This is a genomic window from Pseudomonas sp. DCA-1 (assembly GCF_046523955.1).
Taxonomy (GTDB): domain Bacteria; phylum Pseudomonadota; class Gammaproteobacteria; order Pseudomonadales; family Pseudomonadaceae; genus Aquipseudomonas; species Aquipseudomonas putida_Y.
In genome coordinates, this window is record NZ_CP169881.1 from 1,520,675 (window position 1) to 1,539,798 (window position 19,124).

Annotated in this window: 17 protein-coding genes; 3 read left to right on the forward strand and 14 right to left on the reverse strand. The window is 61.1% G+C overall.

What is annotated here, in order from left to right; translation table 11 throughout:
- Nucleotides 1-4 precede the first annotated feature (4 nt).
- Nucleotides 5-292: a DUF2282 domain-containing protein gene (locus ACE4QZ_RS07360; protein WP_021781885.1), complete on the reverse strand. Its 288-nt coding sequence runs from the start codon at nt 290-292 to the stop codon at nt 5-7.
- Nucleotides 293-516: 224 nt separating this feature from the next.
- Between ACE4QZ_RS07360 and ACE4QZ_RS07365 the strand changes: the two genes are divergently transcribed.
- Together ACE4QZ_RS07365 and ACE4QZ_RS07370 are read left to right on the forward strand one after the other, a co-directional pair.
- Nucleotides 517-1,101 (forward strand): sigma-70 family RNA polymerase sigma factor, encoded by a 585-nt coding sequence (locus ACE4QZ_RS07365; protein ID WP_021781886.1) that lies wholly within the window; start codon nt 517-519, stop codon nt 1,099-1,101.
- Nucleotides 1,091-1,732 (forward strand): DUF1109 domain-containing protein, encoded by a 642-nt coding sequence (locus tag ACE4QZ_RS07370; RefSeq protein ID WP_028698090.1) that lies wholly within the window; start codon nt 1,091-1,093, stop codon nt 1,730-1,732. The genes ACE4QZ_RS07365 and ACE4QZ_RS07370 overlap by 11 nt, the downstream gene beginning before the upstream one ends.
- A 58-nt stretch (nt 1,733-1,790) precedes the next feature.
- Here the strand turns inward: ACE4QZ_RS07370 and gltS are convergent, their stop codons facing one another.
- The 7 genes from gltS to arcD (ACE4QZ_RS07405) all read right to left on the reverse strand — a co-directional run bounded on the left by gltS (nt 1,791) and on the right by arcD (ACE4QZ_RS07405) (nt 10,086).
- Nucleotides 1,791-2,996: a sodium/glutamate symporter gene (gene gltS, locus ACE4QZ_RS07375; protein ID WP_021781888.1), complete on the reverse strand. Its 1,206-nt coding sequence runs from the start codon at nt 2,994-2,996 to the stop codon at nt 1,791-1,793.
- Between the two features lie 127 nt (nt 2,997-3,123).
- Nucleotides 3,124-4,632, reverse strand: coding sequence for a sigma-54-dependent transcriptional regulator (locus ACE4QZ_RS07380; protein WP_021781889.1), 1,509 nt, complete (start codon nt 4,630-4,632; stop codon nt 3,124-3,126).
- A 140-nt stretch (nt 4,633-4,772) separates the two neighbouring features.
- Complete coding sequence (locus ACE4QZ_RS07385) at nt 4,773-5,141, reverse strand: DUF5064 family protein (protein ID WP_021781890.1); 369 nt, start codon at nt 5,139-5,141, stop codon at nt 4,773-4,775.
- A gap of 56 nt (nt 5,142-5,197) precedes the next feature.
- Nucleotides 5,198-6,127 carry a carbamate kinase gene (arcC, locus tag ACE4QZ_RS07390; RefSeq protein ID WP_103463211.1) on the reverse strand — a complete coding sequence of 310 codons (930 nt, stop codon included), beginning with the start codon at nt 6,125-6,127 and terminating at the stop codon, nt 5,198-5,200.
- Between the two features lie 164 nt (nt 6,128-6,291).
- Entirely contained in the window at nt 6,292-7,302 is a 1,011-nt protein-coding gene (locus ACE4QZ_RS07395; RefSeq protein ID WP_003255074.1) for an ornithine carbamoyltransferase, read from the reverse strand.
- A 69-nt stretch (nt 7,303-7,371) separates the two neighbouring features.
- Complete coding sequence (gene arcA, locus ACE4QZ_RS07400; protein ID WP_021781892.1) at nt 7,372-8,625, reverse strand: arginine deiminase; 1,254 nt, start codon at nt 8,623-8,625, stop codon at nt 7,372-7,374.
- Between the two features lie 33 nt (nt 8,626-8,658).
- A complete protein-coding gene (gene arcD / locus ACE4QZ_RS07405; protein ID WP_021781893.1) occupies nt 8,659-10,086 on the reverse strand; it encodes an arginine-ornithine antiporter in 1,428 nt (475 codons plus the stop codon).
- Nucleotides 10,087-10,520: 434 nt separating this feature from the next.
- Between arcD (ACE4QZ_RS07405) and arcD (ACE4QZ_RS07410) the strand changes: the two genes are divergently transcribed.
- Nucleotides 10,521-11,948: an arginine-ornithine antiporter gene (gene arcD, locus ACE4QZ_RS07410; RefSeq protein ID WP_021781894.1), complete on the forward strand. Its 1,428-nt coding sequence runs from the start codon at nt 10,521-10,523 to the stop codon at nt 11,946-11,948.
- On the opposite strand, the gene ACE4QZ_RS07415 is transcribed toward arcD (ACE4QZ_RS07410), so the two are convergent.
- The 6 genes from ACE4QZ_RS07415 to gap form a co-directional block, all read right to left on the reverse strand.
- On the reverse strand, nt 11,928-12,341 hold the full coding sequence (locus tag ACE4QZ_RS07415) for a YbaN family protein (protein WP_103463209.1): 414 nt from the start codon (nt 12,339-12,341) through the stop codon (nt 11,928-11,930). The two genes, arcD (ACE4QZ_RS07410) and ACE4QZ_RS07415, sit on opposite strands and share 21 nt — an antisense overlap.
- A gap of 54 nt (nt 12,342-12,395) precedes the next feature.
- Nucleotides 12,396-12,989: a biliverdin-producing heme oxygenase gene (locus ACE4QZ_RS07420; protein WP_103463208.1), complete on the reverse strand. Its 594-nt coding sequence runs from the start codon at nt 12,987-12,989 to the stop codon at nt 12,396-12,398.
- A 349-nt stretch (nt 12,990-13,338) separates the two neighbouring features.
- Entirely contained in the window at nt 13,339-15,927 is a 2,589-nt protein-coding gene (locus ACE4QZ_RS07425) for a TonB-dependent receptor (RefSeq protein ID WP_103463207.1), read from the reverse strand.
- A 125-nt stretch (nt 15,928-16,052) separates the two neighbouring features.
- Entirely contained in the window at nt 16,053-17,015 is a 963-nt protein-coding gene (locus ACE4QZ_RS07430; RefSeq protein WP_021781898.1) for a FecR family protein, read from the reverse strand.
- Nucleotides 17,016-17,104: 89 nt separating this feature from the next.
- Nucleotides 17,105-17,617: an RNA polymerase sigma factor gene (locus ACE4QZ_RS07435; protein WP_103463206.1), complete on the reverse strand. Its 513-nt coding sequence runs from the start codon at nt 17,615-17,617 to the stop codon at nt 17,105-17,107.
- A 382-nt stretch (nt 17,618-17,999) separates the two neighbouring features.
- Nucleotides 18,000-19,001 carry a type I glyceraldehyde-3-phosphate dehydrogenase gene (gap, locus tag ACE4QZ_RS07440; RefSeq protein ID WP_410480423.1) on the reverse strand — a complete coding sequence of 334 codons (1,002 nt, stop codon included), beginning with the start codon at nt 18,999-19,001 and terminating at the stop codon, nt 18,000-18,002.
- Nucleotides 19,002-19,124: the final 123 nt, after the last annotated feature.

A 19,124-nucleotide genomic window follows, 5' to 3' on the forward strand; every position in this document is an offset into this window, starting at 1 on the left:
CTGATCAAGACTTGTGAGGTGTCAGCGAACCCATGCCGGCAGGTGTCTTGATCGAAGTGCAGGTGCCGGCGGGGACGTTTTTCCAGTGCATGCCGTCGTAGTCTTTCTTCGCACTGCCTGCGCAGCTGGTACCGGCGCCGGCCTTGCAATCGTTCTTTCCTGCCATGGCGACGCCGTAGCATTTTTCCATGGCAGCGCCACTGCCTGCGGGTTGCGTGCTGTCGGCCGCCATGGCAACGCCTGCAAGCGAGGCGAGAGCAAGTGCTGCAGTGGTGAGGGCGAGGGTTTTCATGGGTGAATCTCCTGAGAGTGTGGCCGTGGTCTTTACCGGCGGCTCATGGAGTAATTCGTGCCTCGCGTAAAAAGGGTTACAGCCGTGGGAGAATTTTTTTCAGGGCATGTCTTAACAAGCTGATGTTGAAGCCAAGGGCATGGCATATTTGCAGCACCTGCGTGCCACACGCCGGGAGCGGATGAATCAAGTCAATTGTATTCAGGGTGTAACCCAGGCGGCCCATGCAGCGAACTAACTCACAGGATGAGCTCGAGGCTCGCGAGGCCCGGTTGAAAGCACTGTTGCTTCGAGGGCTGACAGGCGACCAGCTGGCCTATCAGGATTTTCTTGGCACGCTTGCGCTGCATGTGCGTGCGTTTCTGCGCAGCCGTCTGAGCAGGCGCCCGGCCGAGATAGAGGACATGGTGCAGGATGTGCTGCTGGCGGTGCATAACGCGCGTCACACTTACCAGGCACAGCAGCCTTTGACGGCTTGGGTGCATGCGATCGCCCGTTACAAACTGGCGGATCATCTGCGAAGTGTTTCACGTCGCGAAGCCCGGCATGATGTTCTGGACGATGATGCGCAATTGTTTGCTATTTCGGAGGTTGAATCAGCCGAGGCCAGCCGAGACCTGACCAAGCTGCTAAAGCAACTGCCAGAGCGGCAACGACTGCCGATTGTTCATGTCAAGCTGGAGGGGTTGTCTGTCGAAGAGACGGCACAACTTACCGGGCTTTCCAGTTCAGCGGTAAAGGTTGGGATACATCGAGGTCTGAAAGCGCTATCCAGGCTGATTGGAGGAGCCAATAACCATGAAGACTGACGACTTGATTGCCTTGCTGGCCGCAGGCGAAGGGCCAGTGCCGCGCCACGCCGTTTGCAGGCGGATGGCGGTTGCTGTGCTGGGTGGGCTGACCGCAGCACTGCTGCTGACAGTTGCCCTTTACGGTGTACGTAGTGATATCACAGAGGTCGCACAAACCCCGTTGTTCTGGGGCAAAGTCGCCTTTCCAACCAGCTTGGCGTTGATCGGGCTGTGGTTGACAAGCCGCTTGGCCAGGCCAGGGGCGAAGGGCGCTGCGGGCTGGAAGATGCTTGGCTTGCCACTGCTGCTGGTCTGGTGCGGGGCGGCCGTGAGTATCGCCGGGGCGCCTGTGGATGCTCGCGCCGACCTGTTGTTCGGGCGCACATGGCGTACCTGCGCACTGAATATCACGTTGCTGTCGGTGCCGGCTTTTGTCACCGTGTTCTGGGCGCTGAAAGGCCTGGCGCCCACCCGGTTACGGCAAGCGGGCGCTGCCGGTGGCCTGCTGGCGGGCTCGACCGCAACGGTGGCCTACTGCCTGCATTGTCCGGAAATGGGCGTACCGTTCTGGGGTGTGTGGTATGTCCTTGGCATGCTTGTTCCGACGGCGTTCGGTGCCTGGTGGGGCCCCCGCATGCTGCGTTGGTAGGCAACTCAGAGCGGCTTTCTGGTTGCCGGTCCTGTGCTTTAAGGGGGCCTGAAAGCGCTTAACCAGTAATGAACAAGGGCAATGCCAGGTACAGCTTGATCACGATGACATTGATGATGTCGATGAAGAACGCCCCCACCATCGGCACCACCAGGAAGGCAAGGTGCGAGGCGCCATAGCGTTGTGTCACCGCTTGCATGTTGGCGATGGCTGTCGGTGTAGCACCCAGGCCGAAGCCACAGTGGCCGGCAGCCAGGACTGCAGCATCGTAGTTGCGCCCCATTACCTTGAACGTCACGAAGATTGCGAACAGCGCCATGACCAGTGTCTGCGCGGCCAACAAGGTAAAGAAGGGTAAAGCCAGGGCTGCCAGGTCCCACAACTTGAGCGACATCAAGGCAATGGCCAGGAACAGGGACAAACTTACATTACCCAGTACCGACACTTCCCGTTCGAATACTTTGTAAAAGCCGAAAGCCCGAAGCCCATTGCGCAACAGTACGCCGACGAAGAGTACGCAAACGAATGTCGGTAGTTCGAATGCTGTACCTTTCAGCAAGCTGTTAAGTAATGTGCCAGTCAATAAGCTGACAGCAATAAGTGCCAAGGTTTCTATAAATGAAAACGATGTGATCAGGCGCTCTCTGTCCGGTTGTTCAAAGCCCTTGGGTAACTGCGGCGTTTCTTCTTGCACCCCTGGTGTCTTGACCCGTTTGATCAGCAACCGGGCGACTGGGCCACCAATCAAACCGCCCAACACCAGGCCGAAAGTGGCAGAGGCCATTGCCAGTTCCGACGCCGAAGCCAGGCCAAACCTCTCAGTGAAGGTCGCGCCCCAGGCAACGCCTGTACCGTGGCCACCCGACAAGCTGATCGAGCCGGCCAGCAGGCCCATCAGCGGGTCGAGCCCCAACGCTGTCGCCAGACCGATACCCATGGCGTTCTGAACCACCAGCAAACCCGTCACCACCAGGAGGAATACGGCGACCACGCGTCCACCTTTCTTCAGGCTCGCGAAGTCTGCACTCAAGCCGATGGTAGCGAAGAATGCCAGCATCAACGGTGTTTGCAACGAGGTATCAAATTGGACGTGTACATCGAAACTGCGCAATGCCAGAAGTGACAAGGCAACGACCAGGCCGCCTGCAACAGGCTCAGGGATATTGTATGCGCGCAGGAAACCAATACGTGCGACCAGGCCGCGTCCCAATAGCAGTACCAAAGAGGCGGCTACAAGTGTCCCGTAAAAATCGAGTTCAAACATCAGGGTGCTCTTAGTTCAAGGTGACATGCAAAATTACAATGTCACCATTCTACGGGGAGCACTCCAGTCAAATACGGCTGGGCAGCTAGGAAAAGTCTGATTCAATTATGGGTTTTTACCACGGGCGTCATGGTTTCCCGGGTATTCCATATTTACGCAGCCGCTGGGCGATAGCCGTGTGCGAAGTTTGCAAGCGCCCGGCCAGTTGTCGTGTTGACGGATAGCTGGCATACAGGCGCTGTAACAGCTCGCGCTCGAAATTACCCACGGCCTGTTCCAGGCTGGCCACTTCGCCATCTTGCCCGCGTGCCACCGAGGTGCCGGCGATGTCCAGGTCGCCGATATCCACCAGGTTGCCCTCGCAGATAGCCGCGGCGCGGAAGATCACGTTCTGCAACTGGCGCACATTGCCCGGCCAAGGGTTGGCCAGCAGTGCCGAATGGGTGGAGGGGGTCAGCCGACAGGCTGGGCGCTGGATCTGCGTGCACGCCTGCTGCATGAAGAAGTGCGCCAGCATCAGGATGTCCTGGCCACGGTCGCGAAGCGGCGGTACCTCCAGGTTAAGCACGTTCAGACGGTAGAACAGGTCTTCGCGGAAGCTGCCTTCGGCGACCATGCGTTCCAGATCGCGGTGGGTGGCGCTGATGATGCGCACATCCACCTTCACTTCGCGGTCGCCACCCACCCGGCGGAAGCTGCCGTCGCTGAGAAAACGCAGCAGTTTGGCCTGCAGGTATGGCGACATCTCACCAATTTCATCAAGGAATACGGTGCCCTGGTTGGCCAGTTCCATCAGCCCAGGCTTGCCACCTCGTTGCGCGCCGGTAAAGGCCCCGGGCGCGTAGCCGAACAGTTCGCTTTCGGCCAGGCTCTCCGGCAGTGCTGCGCAGTTCAAGGCCAGGAACGGGGCCGCGTGGCGGCTGCTGACGGCATGGCAGGCGCGGGCTACCAGTTCTTTGCCGGTGCCGGTCTCGCCATGCACCAGCAGCGGCGCATCGAGCGCAGCCACGCGTAAGGCACGGGCTTTGAGGGTGCGAATGGCCGGCGACTCGCCCAGCAAGGCATCGAAGCCTTCGGCGTGGTCGTGGTGCAGGGCCGACAGGCGTTCGCCCATGCGCGAGGGTGGGTACAGCGTCAGCAGGCCGCCGGCGTTGGTGATCGGCATGGCGTCCAGCAGCAGGCTATGGCCGTTCAGCTGCATCTCGCGCATGGGCAGGTGGAAGTTGTTGTCGAGCAGCGCTTGCAGCAGTGCGGGGTCGCCAAACAGTTCACCCACCGAGCGCCCGGCAGATTCGCGACCGCACAGTTCGATCAGCGCCGGGTTGGCCAACAGCACCAGGCCTGCGCTGTCCACCGCCAGCACCGGGTCGCTCATGGCGGCCAGCAGGGCATCGAGTTGCAGGTGGCGGCGCTGGCCTGGGAGGATGTCGACCACGTCCACCGATTGCACGCCGTGTACTTCGAACAGCGCGTCGTGCAGTTCTTCGAGTACGGCGGGGCTGAGGGTGGGGGCGTCGATGTAGACGTTCGGCGGGACCATCTCCACGGCGTCCAGGTTGAGGTTGCGGGCACCGAGCAGGGCGAGGACTTCCTGGGTGATGCCGACGCGGTCGATGAAGCTGACGTGGATGCGCATGGGGTTCGAACAGTTGGCGATGGAGGCCGCCAGTATGCCCTGAGACGGGGGTCAGGCCCAAGGTTGGCGGTGGCGCATTCGCGGGCACGCCCGCTCCCACAGGATTGCTGCTGTAGGGGCGGGCTTGCTCGCGAAAAGGGTCACTCCAGATGTTCAGGTTTGATCGGGTCGCCCGATTTCACATCGAGCTTTTCGCGAATGTCCGCAAACATATGGTCATAGAGCTTGTGCGGCGAACTCAGGGTCTCGAATTTCTTCGGCGGCGCCAGATACGACTGCGCCTTGCGGGTCAGTAGCATGAGGAAGCTGGGCAAGACCTGGTCCTTGGCCAGGAAGAACTTTTCTTCCACCGGCTTGCCTTCGATGCTGCCATGCATGTGGAACTGAATACCTCTGCCTTCCTTGGGGTCCGACACAGCCTCGTACTCGATGCTCAGGTCATAGCTGTGGTCGGCGTTGTTCAGCGCAGTGCGCTCGATGTGTACATGACCGGAGTGATACTGGGCCATGGCTATCTCCTTTGGAAGGTCGAAAATGGCGGGCCGCGTAAGCCCGCCTGCTGCATTCAACGGTAGCTGATCCCCGGCTTCTCGGTGGAAACCCGAGTGCCGGCCGTGCCTTTGACGATGCCTTCGATGTTCTCCAGCGAACTGATCACCGCCACCTTGCCGGTGTTGCGGGCAAAGTCGCAGGCGGCCTGCACCTTCGGCCCCATGGAGCCGGCGGCAAACCCCAGCGTTTCCAACGCGTCCGGGTGGGCCTGGGCGATGGCCTTCTGCGTCGGTTTGCCCCAGTCAATGTAGGCTGCATCGACGTCGGTGGCGATAATCAGAAGGTCGGCTTCCAATTGCTCGGCCAGCAGCGCCGAGCACAGGTCTTTGTCGATCACCGCCTCGATGCCTTTGAGCTTGCCGTTTTCATCGTACATGGTGGGGATGCCGCCACCGCCTGCGCAAATCACGATGCTGCTTTTTTCCAGCAGCCACTTGATCGGGCGAATTTCGAAGATGCGCTTGGGTTTCGGGCTGGCTACCACGCGGCGGTACTTGTCGCCGTCGGCCTTGACCACCCAGCCCTTTTCCTTGGCCAGGCGCTCGGCCTCTTCCTTGCTGTAGACCGGGCCGATGAATTTGGTCGGATCATTGAAGGCCGGGTCGTTGGCGTCCACTTCCACTTGGGTGAGCAAGGTGGCGAAGGGCACCTCGAAGGCCAGCAGGTTGCCCAGTTCCTGTTCGATCATGTAACCGATCATGCCCTCGGTCTCTGCACCCAGCACGTCCAGCGGGTAGGCCTCGTCTGGCTTGTACGACAGGGCCTGAAGCGACAGCAGACCCACTTGCGGGCCGTTGCCGTGGGCGATGACCAGTTCGTTGCCAGGGTGGATCTTGGCGATCTGTTCGGTGGCGGTGCGGATATTGGCGCGCTGGTTGTCAGCGGTCATGGGCTCGCCGCGACGAAGCAGGGCGTTGCCGCCCAATGCAACAACGATACGCATGTGGAATGTCCTTTAGCGAAAGAATGAATGGACTGTCGCTGCACGGAGGCTGCGGAGTTCGCTGTGGGAGCGGGCATGCCCGCGAAGAGGCCAGACCTGACATCATCGATGATGCGGCTGACGCCTTCGCGGGCACGCCCGCTCCCACAGGGACTGCGGGCTACTTATAGATCCGCCAGGGTCGATACCAAGATCGCCTTGATCGTGTGCATGCGGTTTTCCGCCTGCTCGAAGGCGATGCACGCTGGCGACTCGAACACGTCATCGGTCACTTCGATGCCGTTTGCCAGGTCCGGGTATTGTTCGGCGATCTGCTTGCCTACCTTGGTGTCGGAGTTGTGGAATGCCGGCAGGCAGTGCATGAACTTGGTCCGCGGGTTGCCGGTGGACTTCATCAGTTCGGCATTCACCTGATAAGGCTTAAGCTGCTTGATGCGCTCACCCCAGGCTTCGATCGGCTCGCCCATCGAGACCCACACGTCGGTATGGACAAAGTCGACACCCTTGACCGCGGCTTTCGGGTCTTCGGTGAGGGTAATGCGTGCGCCGCTTTCTTCAGCGTACTGTTTGCAGCGTTCGACCAGGTCGTCATGCGGCCACAGTGCCTTGGGCGCGGCGATGCGCACATCCATGCCCAGCTTGGCGCCGATCAGCAGCAGCGAGTTGCCCATGTTGTTGCGGGCATCGCCCAGGTAGGCGTAGCTGATGTCGTGCAGCGGCTTGTCGCTGTGCTCACGCATGGTCAGCACGTCGGCGATCATCTGGGTTGGGTGGTATTCATCGGTCAGGCCGTTGAACACCGGTACGCCGGCGAACTTGGCCAGCTCTTCGACGATTTCCTGCTTGAAGCCACGGTACTCGATGGCGTCATACATGCGCCCGAGCACACGGGCCGTGTCCTTCATGCTCTCCTTGTGGCCGATCTGCGAGGAGTTGGGGTCGATGTAGGTGACGTTGGCGCCTTGGTCATAGGCTGCCACTTCGAAGGCGCAACGGGTACGGGTGGAGGTCTTTTCGAAGATGAGGGCAATGTTGTTGCCCTTCAGGTGCTGCTGCTCGGTGCCGGTGTACTTGGCGCGTTTGAGGTCGCGGGAAAGGTCCAGCAGGTAGCGCAACTCACGGGTGGTGTGGTGTTCCAGGCTGAGCAAGTTGCGGTTGTGAATGTTGAACGCCATGACAGTTTCTCCTTGAGTTCGGTGATGTCCCGGCCGCCACTTCATGGGTGCGGCCGGGCGTGATGGTCGTTAGTAGTCGATCGGGTCGCGCACGATCGGGCAGGTCATGCAGTGGCCGCCGCCACGGCCTCGGCCCAGTTCGCCGGCGCTGATGGTGATGACCTCGATGCCGGCCTTGCGCAGCAGGGTGTTGGTGTAGGTGTTGCGGTCGTAGCCAATGACTACGCCCGGCTCGATGGCCACCACGTTGTTACCGTCATCCCACTGTTCGCGCTCGGCGGCGAAGCTGTTGCCGCCGGTCTCGACCACGCGCAGCTGGACGCCCAGTTGCTCGCCCACCACTTCGATGAACGACTTGTTGATGCGGCGTACATCCATGCCGTAAGGCTTGCTTTCGTCCGGGCGGATGATGAATGGCACAATCTCTTTCACCACTTCCGGGAAGACCGTGACCAAGTCGCGGTCGCAGAAGCTGAAGACAGTGTCCAGGTGCATGGCGGCGCGGGATTTTGGCAGGCCGGCGACGATCACTTCCTTGACGGCGCCCTTGGCGAACAGGTTTTGCGCCAGCTGGCCGATGGCCTGGCGCGAGGTGCGCTCGCCCATGCCGATCAGCACGATGCCATTGCCGATCGGCATCACATCACCGCCTTCGAGCGTGGCATTGCCATGGTCCTTGTCCGGGTCGCCATACCACACCTGGAAGTCGGCCTCGGTGAACTCCTTGTGGAACTTGTAGATGGCGGTGGTCAACAGGGTTTCCTGGCGACGCGCCGGCCAGTACATCGGGTTCAGCGTCACGCCGCCGTAGATCCAGCAAGTAGTGTCTCGCGTGAACTGGGTGTTGGGCAGTGGTGGCAGGATGAAGCTGGAGTGGCCCAGGTAGTCGTTGTACATCTTCACGACTTCGGCGCCTTCGCTCTGCGGCAGGTCCTGGCCTGCCACACCGCCGATCAGGAATTCGGCCAGGTGGCGTGGCTCAAGGCCTTCGAGCCAGCTACGCACTTCGTTGGTCAGGCCTACGCCGACGGTGTCAGGGGTGATCTTGCGGTCGAGGATCCACTTCAGGGCCTCTTTGTTTTGCACGATATCGGTCAGCAGGTTGTGCATCTCCAGCACATCCACGCCACGCTCGCGCATCTTGGTAACGAAGTCGAAATGGTCACGCTTGGCCTGGTCGACCCAGATCACGTCGTCGAACAGCAGTTCGTCACAGTTGCTCGGCGTCAGGCGCTTGTGCGCCAGGCCAGGGGCGCAAACCATCACTTTGCGCAGTTTGCCGGCTTCGGAGTGGACACCGTACTTCTGTTTTTCAGCGGACATGGTTTCATTCCTCCAATTGAGCGAAGACGTGGGTCAAAGGGTCAGGAAGCCGTCATACAGGCCATAGGCTGCCACCAAGGCACCAATGACCACGGCTGCGAAGATCAGTTTTTCCACGTTGGTGAAGACCGGTTTGCCCACCTCACGCTTGGCTTTGGCGAACAGGATGGCGCCAGGTGCGTAGAGCAGGGCCGAGAGCAGCAGGTATTTCACGCCGCCTGCGTACAGCAGCCAGACGGCGTACAACAGGGCGATACCACCGATGATCAGGTCCTTCTTGCGTTCGGCCAGGGCCTGTTCGTAGGTTTCGCTGCGCAGTGCCAGCAAGAACGCATAGGCTGCCGACCACAGGTAGGGCACCAGGATCATCGAGGTGGCGAGGTAGATCAGGGACAGGTAGGTGCTGCTTGAGAACAGCGTGATGACCAGAAAGATCTGCACCATGGCGTTGGTCAGCCACAGGGCGTTGGCCGGTACCTGTTTGGCGTTCTCGCGGCGCAGGAACTCCGGCATGGTGTGGTCCTTGGCTGCGGCGAACATGATCTCGGCGCACAGCAGCACCCACGACAGCAGCGCCCCGAGCAGCGAGATGACCAGGCCGACGCTGATCAGCACCGCCCCCCAGTGGCCGACCACATGCTCCAGCACGGCAGCCATCGACGGGTTCTGCAGCTTGGCCAGTTCCGGTTGAGTCATGATGCCCAGCGACAGCACGTTGACCAACACCAGGAACAGCAGCACGGTCACGAAGCCGATCACCGTTGCCTTGCCCACGTCGGTGCGTTTTTCCGCCCGCGCCGAGAAGATGCTCGCGCCCTCGATGCCGATGAACACCCACACGGTGACCAGCATCATGTTGCGCACCTGGTTCATGACACTGCCAAGCTCTGGCGTGCCCACGGCCCAGATATCGGCGGTGAAGATGTCGAGCCTGAAGGCGAACAGGCAGATCAGGGCGAACAGCACCAGCGGCACCACTTTGGCCACAGTGGTGACCAGGTTGATGAAGGCAGCCTCCTTGATGCCGCGCAGTACCAGGAAGTGCACCGCCCACAACAGGATCGACGCGCCAATGATGGCGGCTGGGGTATTGCCTTCACCAAAGATCGGGAAGAAGTAGCCCAGGGTGCTGAACAGCAACACGAAGTAGCCGACGTTGCCCAGCCAGGCACTGATCCAGTAGCCCCAGGCCGAGGAAAAGCCCATGTAGTCGCCGAAGCCGGCCTTGGCATAGGCATACACCCCGCCATCCAGATCAGGCTTGCGGTTGGCCAGGGTCTGGAACACGAAGGCCAGGGTCAGCATGCCGACTGCGGTGATCGCCCAGCCGATCAGCACGGCCCCAACCCCTGCGCTGGCTGCCATGTTTTGCGGCAGCGAGAAGATACCGCCGCCAATCATCGAACCGACGACAAGTGCAACTAACGCGCCGAGCTTTAGTTTTCCGGATGAATCAGACATTTAACAACTCCTGCCAGGAGAAAGTTGACGACAGAATAGATCCGACGCCTTTGCCTTGAGCTGACTTATGTCAGTTTAAGGCGCCGTGAAGGTAGGAAATTTCCTTCACGGGTGCTCCTGGAGAGTGCCGACAGCTTGAGCTGCAGGCCTTGTGTGCTGGCACCTCCATGTCCTTCTAGAGCAAACGCTCTGTTCAGCCTGCGATGCTTGAAATTAGCCGCTTTTGCCGCTTTAGCAAATTTTTCACAAGAAATTCGAGTTTTATCAGTTTCTTTTCCTGTTGCCGGACTGCTGCTAGTTTTGAGAGGGCAGGTACATAGACAAAGCAGTTATGAGTGATATAGGTTGAACCCACAGCTTCAGTATAAGTAACGATATTTATATAGCCCGCAATGCTGTTTCAAACGCATGACAGGGTTTGAAGAAGGAGGCTCATGAGCGAACCGGGACAGAAGCTGCGCCTGGGCGCGCTGATCGCGCTGGTGGTCGGGTCGATGATTGGTGGCGGGATCTTCTCGCTGCCGCAGAACATGGCCGCGCGTGCCGATGTGGGTGCAGTGCTGATCGGCTGGGCGATCACCGCAGTCGGCATGTTGGCCTTGGCCTTCGTGTTCCAGACCTTGGCCAACCGCAAGCCGGAACTGGACTCGGGGGTATATGCCTACGCCAAGGCTGGCTTTGGCGAGTACATGGGCTTTTCCTCGGCCTGGGGCTACTGGATCAGCGCCTGGCTGGGCAACGTCGGCTACTTCGTACTGCTGTTCAGCACCCTGGGTTTCTACTTCCCGGTGTTCGGCGAAGGCAACACACCCATCGCCATCGGTTGTGCCTCGCTGCTGTTGTGGTCGGTGCATTTTCTGGTATTGCGCGGCATCAAGGAGGCGGCTTTCATCAACCAGGTCACTACCGTGGCCAAGGTGGTGCCGTTGCTGATTTTTGTGGTGATCGCTGCATTTGCCTTCCGCGCCGACATCTTCACCCGGGATATCTGGGGCTTGAGCAACCCACAATTCGGCAGCGTGCTGGAGCAGGTGCGCAATATGATGCTGGTGACCGTATTCGTGTTCATCGGCATAGAGGGCGCCAGCGTGTATTCCGGGCGCGCCCAGCGTCGGTCAGACGTGGGCAAGGCCACGGTCATCGGTTTTCTTGGTGTGCTGGCGTTGCTGGTGCTGGTCAACGTGTTGTCGCTGGGCATCATGACCCAACCGGAACTGGCCGGGCTGCAGAACCCCTCACTGGCCTCGGTGCTGGAGCATATCGTTGGCCCCTGGGGCGCCTTGCTGATCAGTCTCGGTCTGGCAGTCTCGTTGCTTGGCGCTTTGCTGTCCTGGGCGCTGCTGTGTGCCGAGATCCTTTACGCTACGGCGCGGGACAAGACCATGCCGCGCTTTCTGGCCAAGGAAAACGCCAACCATGTGCCGGCTAACGCCCTGTGGCTGACCAACTGCATGATTCAGGGCTTCCTGCTGATCACGCTGTTTTCCGCCGGTACGTACACCAGTCTGATCTACCTGGCCTCGTCGATGATCCTGGTGCCCTACCTGTGGTCTGCGGCGTATGCCGTGCTGCTGGCGATGCGTGCAGAAACCTATGCCGGGCAGCCGAGGTTGCGGCGCAAGGACTTGCTGGTGGCGCTGGTTGCCCTGCTGTATGCCGTGTGGCTGCTGTATGCCGGCGGGCTCAAGTACCTGCTGCTTTCGGCGCTGCTGTACGCCCCCGGCGTCATCTTGTTCGCGAGGGCCAAGCATGAGCAGGGGCAGACGTTGTTCACGGCCTGGGAAAAGCTGATTTTCGCCGCCGTGCTGGTGGGTGCCGCGCTGGCGGCCTATGCCCTGTATTCAGGGCTGCTGAGCTTGTGACGGGGCAGGGCAGGCGTGCTCCGGGCGTGACCAGATCCACAGGTTGCCCAAGGTCATCCCGGCGATTGCCAGGAATACCGGCCAGTGGTGTTCCAGAAAGGTCAGCATCAGGCCCGCACACAGCAGCATGCTGATGGTTGCGCTGACCTTGGCGCGGCGCTGGATAACCTTGCCGTTGCGCCAGTTATGCAGAGTTGGCCCGAACAGCCGGTGGTTCTCCAGCCATGCCGACAGGCGCGGTGAGCTGCGTGTGGCGGCCCAGGCGGCCAGCAGGATGAACTCGGTGGTCGGCAAGCCAGGGATCACAATGGCGACCAGGCCCACCCCGAGGCTCACGTAGGCCAGGATTCCATACAACAGGCGGGCGAGTTTCGAGCGGGCTGGTTGGGTCATGTTCTCACTGCATAAAACGGTTCGGCCACCGGAGGGGTGGCCGGCTACGGCGTATCAGACCAGCGCGGCATCCGCAGCGTAGGCGTGCTTGAGCAGCTCGGTGAAACGCTCGAAAGCGGCCACTGCACCGCGTTCGGCAGCCGCTTCCTCTTCAGGCGAGAGCGCCAGGCCATCGAGGATGCGGGTGAACTGCTTCCAGCCTTCGGCACGGCCACCGGCGGGCTCGCCCAAGTGACGGGCACCGAAGCTGTCGGACAGCTGCAGGGCCACGGCACGCTTGATCAGAAACGCAGCGCCCAGTTTGGAGCCTTCGGAGACGAAGATCCAGCCCATTGCCTCGCCCAGGCTCGGCTTGCCTACGGCGCCCGGCACGGCGGCCGGTACTTTGGTGTCGAGGTCGGCGAGGTCCAGGCGGGCCTGGTCGGCACGGCAGCGTTCAGCCAGGTCAGGGACGATGGCGATCAGTTGAGGGTCGTTGTACAGGGCCTGCAGCTCGGACTGGAACAGGTATTGCGCGACGACGAAGCGGGCGAAACTTTCGCGGCTGTCGAAAGGCGCGTGGGATTTGACCAGGGCATCCAGCTCGGCGTGCGGGGCGTGGGTGATCTGGTTCAGGCGTTGGGAGCGCAGGGCTGGGCGTTCGGTCATGGGGCAGTCCTTGGAGAGGGGGCGTCTAGATACAAGACGAAACAGCGGGGGCGGGACAGTAAAAAAAGGGTGTTTTCAGATTGGTTATTGCAGCGCCTGAGAGATCGAGCGCCGCCCGCGCGGCGCATCGCGAGCGAAGCTCGCTCCTACATCTGTTTCGGGCCAATAACACCTGTGACCGCGCGCGCGACCGCCTTGTTGGTTCGACACAATACAGAGTCGGACACCAAGGGGCCGCGCGCATAAGGCGCAGGAATAACTGGCCCGAAACAGATGTAGGAGCGAGCTTCGCTCGCGATGCGCCGCGCGGGCGGCGCTCGATCTCACAACCAATGCACATTTAAAGCGATCAGATATCCCAAACCACATTGATACCGAAGTTGCGCCCCGGCATGGTCAGGCGGTCGATGTTAGCGGGCTGGGTCACAGCCGCTTCACCCTGGCCGTCGTAGCTGCGCACCGAATCCCACTGCCAGTATTTCTTGTCGGTAAGGTTGTACAGCCCGGCATTGATGGTGACGTCGTCGGTGACCTTGTAGTAGCCGGTCAGGTCCAGCACGCCGTAGCCCGGGGTACGGAACTTCGAGGTGGAACCGTCAGGCGAATAGAAGGTACTGTCGTCGACACGGGTCTTGCGCTTGACCAGCGTCCAGCTCAGCAAGCCGCCGTAGTTCTGCTGCTCGTAGCCCAGGCCGAATACGCCCTTGAGCGGGTTGACACTGTTCAACGGTTGACCGGTGTCATCGTTACGACCATAGGTGTAGGCAATCGAGCTTTGGGCATAGAGGCCCTGCGGTGCGCCGAAGTGGTCGAGGTTCAGGCGGCCCTTGAATTCGGCACCCTTGATCGTGGCGTGCTTGATGTTGTTGGCCTGGAAGGTCTGTTCCAGGTTGGCGCTTTGCACGGCATCTTCGTCGATGAAATCACGGTACTTGTTGTAGAACACTGCCACGTCGAAGTTGCCGGCGTCGAAGTTGCCACGCAGGCCGGTTTCGTAGCTTTTGCTCTTTTCAGGCTCGAGGTTCGGGTTGCCCTCCACGCGGTAGCCTTGGTCCAGGTTCTGGAAGCGGCCATACATGGCTTTGGCGGTCGGAGTACGGAAGCCCTCTGCATACTGGCCGTACCAGGTGTAGTTGTCGTTGAAGGCGTAGGTCAGGCCGAACTTGGGCGAGATGCGGTGCCACTTCTTGTCCGAATCGTCCTGGGAGGTTGGCGCCGTACCGCTGGACTCCAGACCACGCAGGAATTCCTCCGTGAATTTGGGTTCCATGCGGGTGTAGTCGTAGCGCGCGCCGGGCATGAAGGTCCAGTTGTTCCAGCGGATTTCATCCTGCGCGAACAGGCTGTAGGTATTCACGGTCGGGTCCGGGAAGTCGCTGACCAACGCCTGCCCGTCACGCGCGCTGTCCTGTCCGATGGCGGTGCAGGTCCCACCGATATTCAGGCAAGTGCCGGTGCCGCTACGTGAACCCGTGACTTTCTCCTGTTTGAGTGTGGTGCCGTAGGTGAGCAGGTGGTCGGTTTGGCCGATGCTGAAGGCCTTGTCCAATTGGGCGTCGAATACCCACTGGCGATCCTTGTAGGTCGTCTGCCGGTCCCGAAACACTTGGCGTCCCGAGGCGACATACAGCTCATCGGTGCGTTGGTCGGTCTTCGCGATCTGGTAGTTGAGGCTCCATTTGACGTGATCTGCGACCACGCTATCGAGGTCGAATTCATGATTGAGGCCGAAGCGTTCACGGGTGATCGTGTCGTTGCCCTGGCGCATGCGGTACGAGTTCATGCCACCGAAGCCCGGAATGAACGGCCCACCCACCGCGCTGAGGATGTTCTGGTCGCGGTCATCCTTGTAGCGCTCGTAGGTGAGCCCCAGGCGCGCGTCGTCGGCGTAGTTCCAGCCCAGCTTGGCCAGCACGTTGGTGGTGCGCACGTCGATCGGGTTGGCTTCGGTGCGTGACAGGCCGTCGCCACTGTGGCTGCCGTGGGTTTCGGTCTCGTGGCCGTTGCGCTGGCTCAGGTGCAGCAGGCCGTCGAGATCACCCTGGCGGCCGGCGACAGTGGCGGAGGTCAGCCAGCTTTCGTCGGCCGAGCTGTAGCCGGTTTTCAGGCGTGCACCCACGTCTTTGCCGGGCTTGATGATGTCGTCCGGGTCGAGGGTGAAGTAGCTCACCGCACCGCCGATGGCGTTGCTGCCATACAACACCGAGGCCGGGCCGCGGAGGATTTCCACACGCTTGACGATTTCCGGGTCGACATAGTTGCGCTGGGTCTGGGCGTAGGGGCCGTAGAAGAAGCTGTCGGGGATCGACACGCCGTCGACTTGGGTGAGAATCCGCTCGCCGTCGATACCCCGGATGTTGTAGCCGTTCAGCCCGCTGCGTTGGCCGGTTCCGGATACCGACACCCCCGGCTCGTAGCGCACCAGATCCTGGATATTGTTCACGTTCTGCCGGTCCAGTTGCTCACGGGTCTGCACGCTGACAGTGCTCGGCACCTGGCTGACGTCCTGTGCACTGCGGGTGGCGCTGACGGTCACCTGCTGCAGGGCGATCACGTTGCTTGCGGTTTGGCGCTCCAGTACCACATTGCCGTTGCTGATCTTGCGAAAACTCAGCCCGGTACCCCGCAACAGGCGCTTGAGGGCAGCATCTGGCGGCAGCGAACCCTGTACGCCTGGCGAAGCCACGCCGTCGGCCAGCTCGGCGCTGAAGCCGACCTGCCAGCCGGTGACCTGGCTGAAGGCATTGATCGCCGACACCAGCGGTTGCTGGCCGATGCTGAAGCGGTAGTCGCCCATGCGCGGGCTGCTGGCCTGGGCCGGCTCGGCGGCCAGCGCCGGCAGGCTGCAGGCACCGCTTGCGAGCAGGGCAAAGGTCAACAGGGACAGTTGTCCTGTACGGCGGGGAAAGTTGGACGAGCGGGTAGGACCAGTGGACATCGGAAGCGCTCCCAGACGCGCGGGCTGTTATAGGTGATGGCTGTTCTCGTTCTCAAACAAGAATCAGTTGCATTGGCTATAACGAGACGGGCGGGCGAGTGCGATCGCGTAAAAATAATTCAGGGTCAGTTCAGGATGACCAGCGCCGGGTACTCATGCAGCTGTGCCGAGGTGATGTGGGCCAGTGCGCGCAGGGTTTCCAGCGGCTGGTCGAGGCGGTAGTTACCGGTGACGGCAACATTCTCCAGCTGTGTATTGCGGTTGATGATCCAGCCCGGGTAGTACCGCTGCACTTCGGCCAGCACCTGGCTCAACGGGCAGTTCTCGAACACCAGGCGGCCGTCAATCCAGGCCAGGTCCTTGTGCATGTCTGGGCGCTGGCGTTGGCCAAAGCCCTCGGGGCCGACGCTGATGCTGTCGCCGGCACTCAGGCGGATGCGCTGGTCGCGCCCACCCTGCAGGTCGACAGCGCCGCGTTGCACCCGCACCTGGGCTTCGCCGTCAAGGTAACGCACGGCAAAGTCGGTGTCGCGCACCTGTGCGCGCAAAGGCCCGGCTTTCACTTCCAGCGGCAGCTGCGCGCTGTCGGGAACCTGAAAATAAGCCTCGCCCTGCAGCAGGCGGGCGACCTGGCGGCCGTCCTGGCGTTCGCTGGCAAATGCCGAATTGGTGTTGAGCAGCACTTTTGCGCCGTCTTCCAGTTGCAGGCGCTGGCGCTCGCCGACCACAGTCAGGTGGTCCGCCTGCAGGCGCATGGGCAGGTTACCGACGGTGAACAGCCCAACCACCAGCAGCGCTGCGGTGGCCAGGGGTTTCCAGTGGCTGCGCAGGCGCCCGCGCCATGAGCGGCGTTGCTGCTGGTGCATCTGTGTGGCCACTTGATGCAACGGGGTACCGTTCCACAGTGCCTCGGCCTCGACATAGGCCTCGGCGTTTTCTGGCGCAGCGCTCAGCCAGGCTTCAAAGGCCTGGGTGTCTGCGGCATCTGCGCATTGCAGGCGCACCAGCCAGTCCAGCGCCTCGTCCATGGCACGAGCTCGGGCGCTAAGCCGGGCAGGTGACGGGCGAGGGGCAGGGCGGTCGGTCACGGTGAATCCTTGAATGGTTTTTTTGCGAATGATCAAGGCTAAGGCGGGGTGTGGCAAGGGCTTTGCGTTGCCGTTCGCCTGGGTTCAGCTTACTTGAGTCGTTCGGCAACACCCATGCAGATTGCCATGATCAGTTTCAGTTCCTTTTGTACCGTGCTGGGCGAAATGTTCAGTTGTTCGGCCACTTCCAGGTAGGTGGCGCCATGCAGGCGGCTGAGGATGAAGATGCGCTGTTGGCGCTCGCTCAGTTGCCCAAGGCTGACGCTGAGCTGTTTGAGCAACTGTTCGGCATGGGCGGCGTCTTCGTTGCTGGTGGCCGGTGCGGCCACGCTATGCAAGACCTCATCTGGCACGTCATCGACCAGCATGCGTGATTGCACGCGGCGCGCGCGCAGGTGGTCGAGGGCCAGGTTGCGCGCGGTCTGAAACACGAACGGCTCGATGTGCTCGATGGGCCGCTCGCCCAGCGCGCGGGACACCCGCAGGTAGGTTTCCTGCAGCAGGTCTTCGGCCGTGCTGGGGTTACCGACCATGCGCTGCAGGGTACGCAGCAGGGTGAGGCGCTGAACGAGGAAGACGGAATTGAACCGGGACTGACTCACGGGGGGACCTGGCCGACGAAAGGTTAATGATAATGCTTATCATCCATGCGGCAGGTCAAGTGTGGAATTATCAGGAAAAGGTAAAGATTGTGAGTCTGCGGGCGCTTGGCGGTGGATTTTCTGTGTATTTGAAATCGAGCGCCGCCCGCGCGGCGCATCGCGAGCAAGCTCGCTCCTACATTTGTTTCGGGCCAGTCCATCCTGTGCCACTGGCGCGCGACCGCCTTGTTTGTACGACGCGATATCGAGCCATACGCCAGGGCGTTCGCGCGCAAATCCCACAGGCATAATTGGCCCGAAACAAATGTAGGAGCGAGCTTGCTCGCGATGCGCCGCGCGGGCGGCGCTCGATTTCATAGGCGCCGAAAATGCCTTGTCATGCTCAGCCAGCCCGGCACAACGCCAAACAGTTATCCAGCATCCGGTTGCTGAACCCCCATTCGTTGTCATACCAGGCCAGCACCTTGAGCATCCGCCCGTTGGCGCGGGTATGGTTGGCATCGTAGATCGACGACAGCGGGTTGTGGTTGAAATCGCAGGAAACCAATGGCAGGGCGTTGTAGCCCAATACCTTGGAATGCTTGCTGGCCTCGAGGAACAGCTGGTTGACCTGCTCCGCCGTAGCTTCGCGCTTGAGGTTGACAGTGAGGTCTACCAGCGACACGTTGATGACGGGCACCCGCACCGCCATGCCGGTCAGCTTGCCGGCCAGTTCCGGCAGCACCAGGCCCACGGCCTCGGCGGCACCGGTCTTGCTCGGGATCATCGACTGGGTCGCTGAACGCGCGCGGTACGGGTCGCTGTGGTACACGTCAGTCAGCACCTGGTCGTTGGTGTAGGCGTGGATGGTGGTCATCAGGCCTTGCTCGATGCCGAACTCCCGGTGCAGCACCTGAGCGATCGGCGCCAGGCAGTTGGTGGTGCAGGAGGCATTGGAAATGACCTGGTGCGAGGCGCGCAGGATGTCGTGGTTGACCCCGTATACCACGGTGGCATCGGCACCCTTGGCCGGTGCCGAGACAATCACCTTGCCCGCCCCGGCGGCCAGGTGCGCAGCAGCCTTGGCCCGGTCGGTGAACAGCCCGGTGCATTCGAACACCACGTCGATCGCCTCGGCCTTCCAGGGCAGTTCGGCCGGATTGCGGATGGCACTGACCGCGATACGGTGACCGTTGACCGTCAGGCTTTCGTGGTCGGCCTCGACGGTCGCGTCAAAGATGCCGTGGACACTGTCGTACTTGAGCAGGTGGGCATTCATGGCGCTGTCGCCCAGGTCGTTGATGGCGACGACCTGCAGGTCCTGGCGATAGCCTTGGGTATACAGTGCGCGCAGGACATTGCGCCCGATTCGGCCGAATCCATTGATGGCGATGCGAAGGGTCATGGCAGTACCTCTGGCAGTTCGAGTGAAACCTGTGGCACAAAGGAGCTTCACTGAAACGGTTTTGTTGTTGGAATTACAAGATTATTCACTGGCTGATAGAAAACAAGCCTTTTTAGTGGCAGT

Coding starts and splice junctions, on each gene's coding strand:
- ACE4QZ_RS07420 (WP_103463208.1), bottom strand. CDS start 12,989: ATGACCGAACGCCCAGCCCTGCGCTCCCAACGCCTGAACCAGATCACC.
- ACE4QZ_RS07365 (WP_021781886.1), top strand. CDS start 517: ATGCAGCGAACTAACTCACAGGATGAGCTCGAGGCTCGCGAGGCCCGG.
- ACE4QZ_RS07395 (WP_003255074.1), bottom strand. CDS start 7,302: ATGGCGTTCAACATTCACAACCGCAACTTGCTCAGCCTGGAACACCAC.
- ACE4QZ_RS07415 (WP_103463209.1), bottom strand. CDS start 12,341: ATGACCCAACCAGCCCGCTCGAAACTCGCCCGCCTGTTGTATGGAATC.
- gltS (WP_021781888.1), bottom strand. CDS start 2,996: ATGTTTGAACTCGATTTTTACGGGACACTTGTAGCCGCCTCTTTGGTA.
- gap (WP_410480423.1), bottom strand. CDS start 19,001: ATGACCCTTCGCATCGCCATCAATGGATTCGGCCGAATCGGGCGCAAT.
- ACE4QZ_RS07380 (WP_021781889.1), bottom strand. CDS start 4,632: ATGCGCATCCACGTCAGCTTCATCGACCGCGTCGGCATCACCCAGGAA.
- ACE4QZ_RS07385 (WP_021781890.1), bottom strand. CDS start 5,141: ATGGCCCAGTATCACTCCGGTCATGTACACATCGAGCGCACTGCGCTG.
- ACE4QZ_RS07425 (WP_103463207.1), bottom strand. CDS start 15,927: ATGTCCACTGGTCCTACCCGCTCGTCCAACTTTCCCCGCCGTACAGGA.
- ACE4QZ_RS07360 (WP_021781885.1), bottom strand. CDS start 292: ATGAAAACCCTCGCCCTCACCACTGCAGCACTTGCTCTCGCCTCGCTT.
- ACE4QZ_RS07370 (WP_028698090.1), top strand. CDS start 1,091: ATGAAGACTGACGACTTGATTGCCTTGCTGGCCGCAGGCGAAGGGCCA.
- arcC (WP_103463211.1), bottom strand. CDS start 6,127: ATGCGTATCGTTGTTGCATTGGGCGGCAACGCCCTGCTTCGTCGCGGC.
- arcD (WP_021781894.1), top strand. CDS start 10,521: ATGAGCGAACCGGGACAGAAGCTGCGCCTGGGCGCGCTGATCGCGCTG.
- arcA (WP_021781892.1), bottom strand. CDS start 8,625: ATGTCCGCTGAAAAACAGAAGTACGGTGTCCACTCCGAAGCCGGCAAA.
- arcD (WP_021781893.1), bottom strand. CDS start 10,086: ATGTCTGATTCATCCGGAAAACTAAAGCTCGGCGCGTTAGTTGCACTT.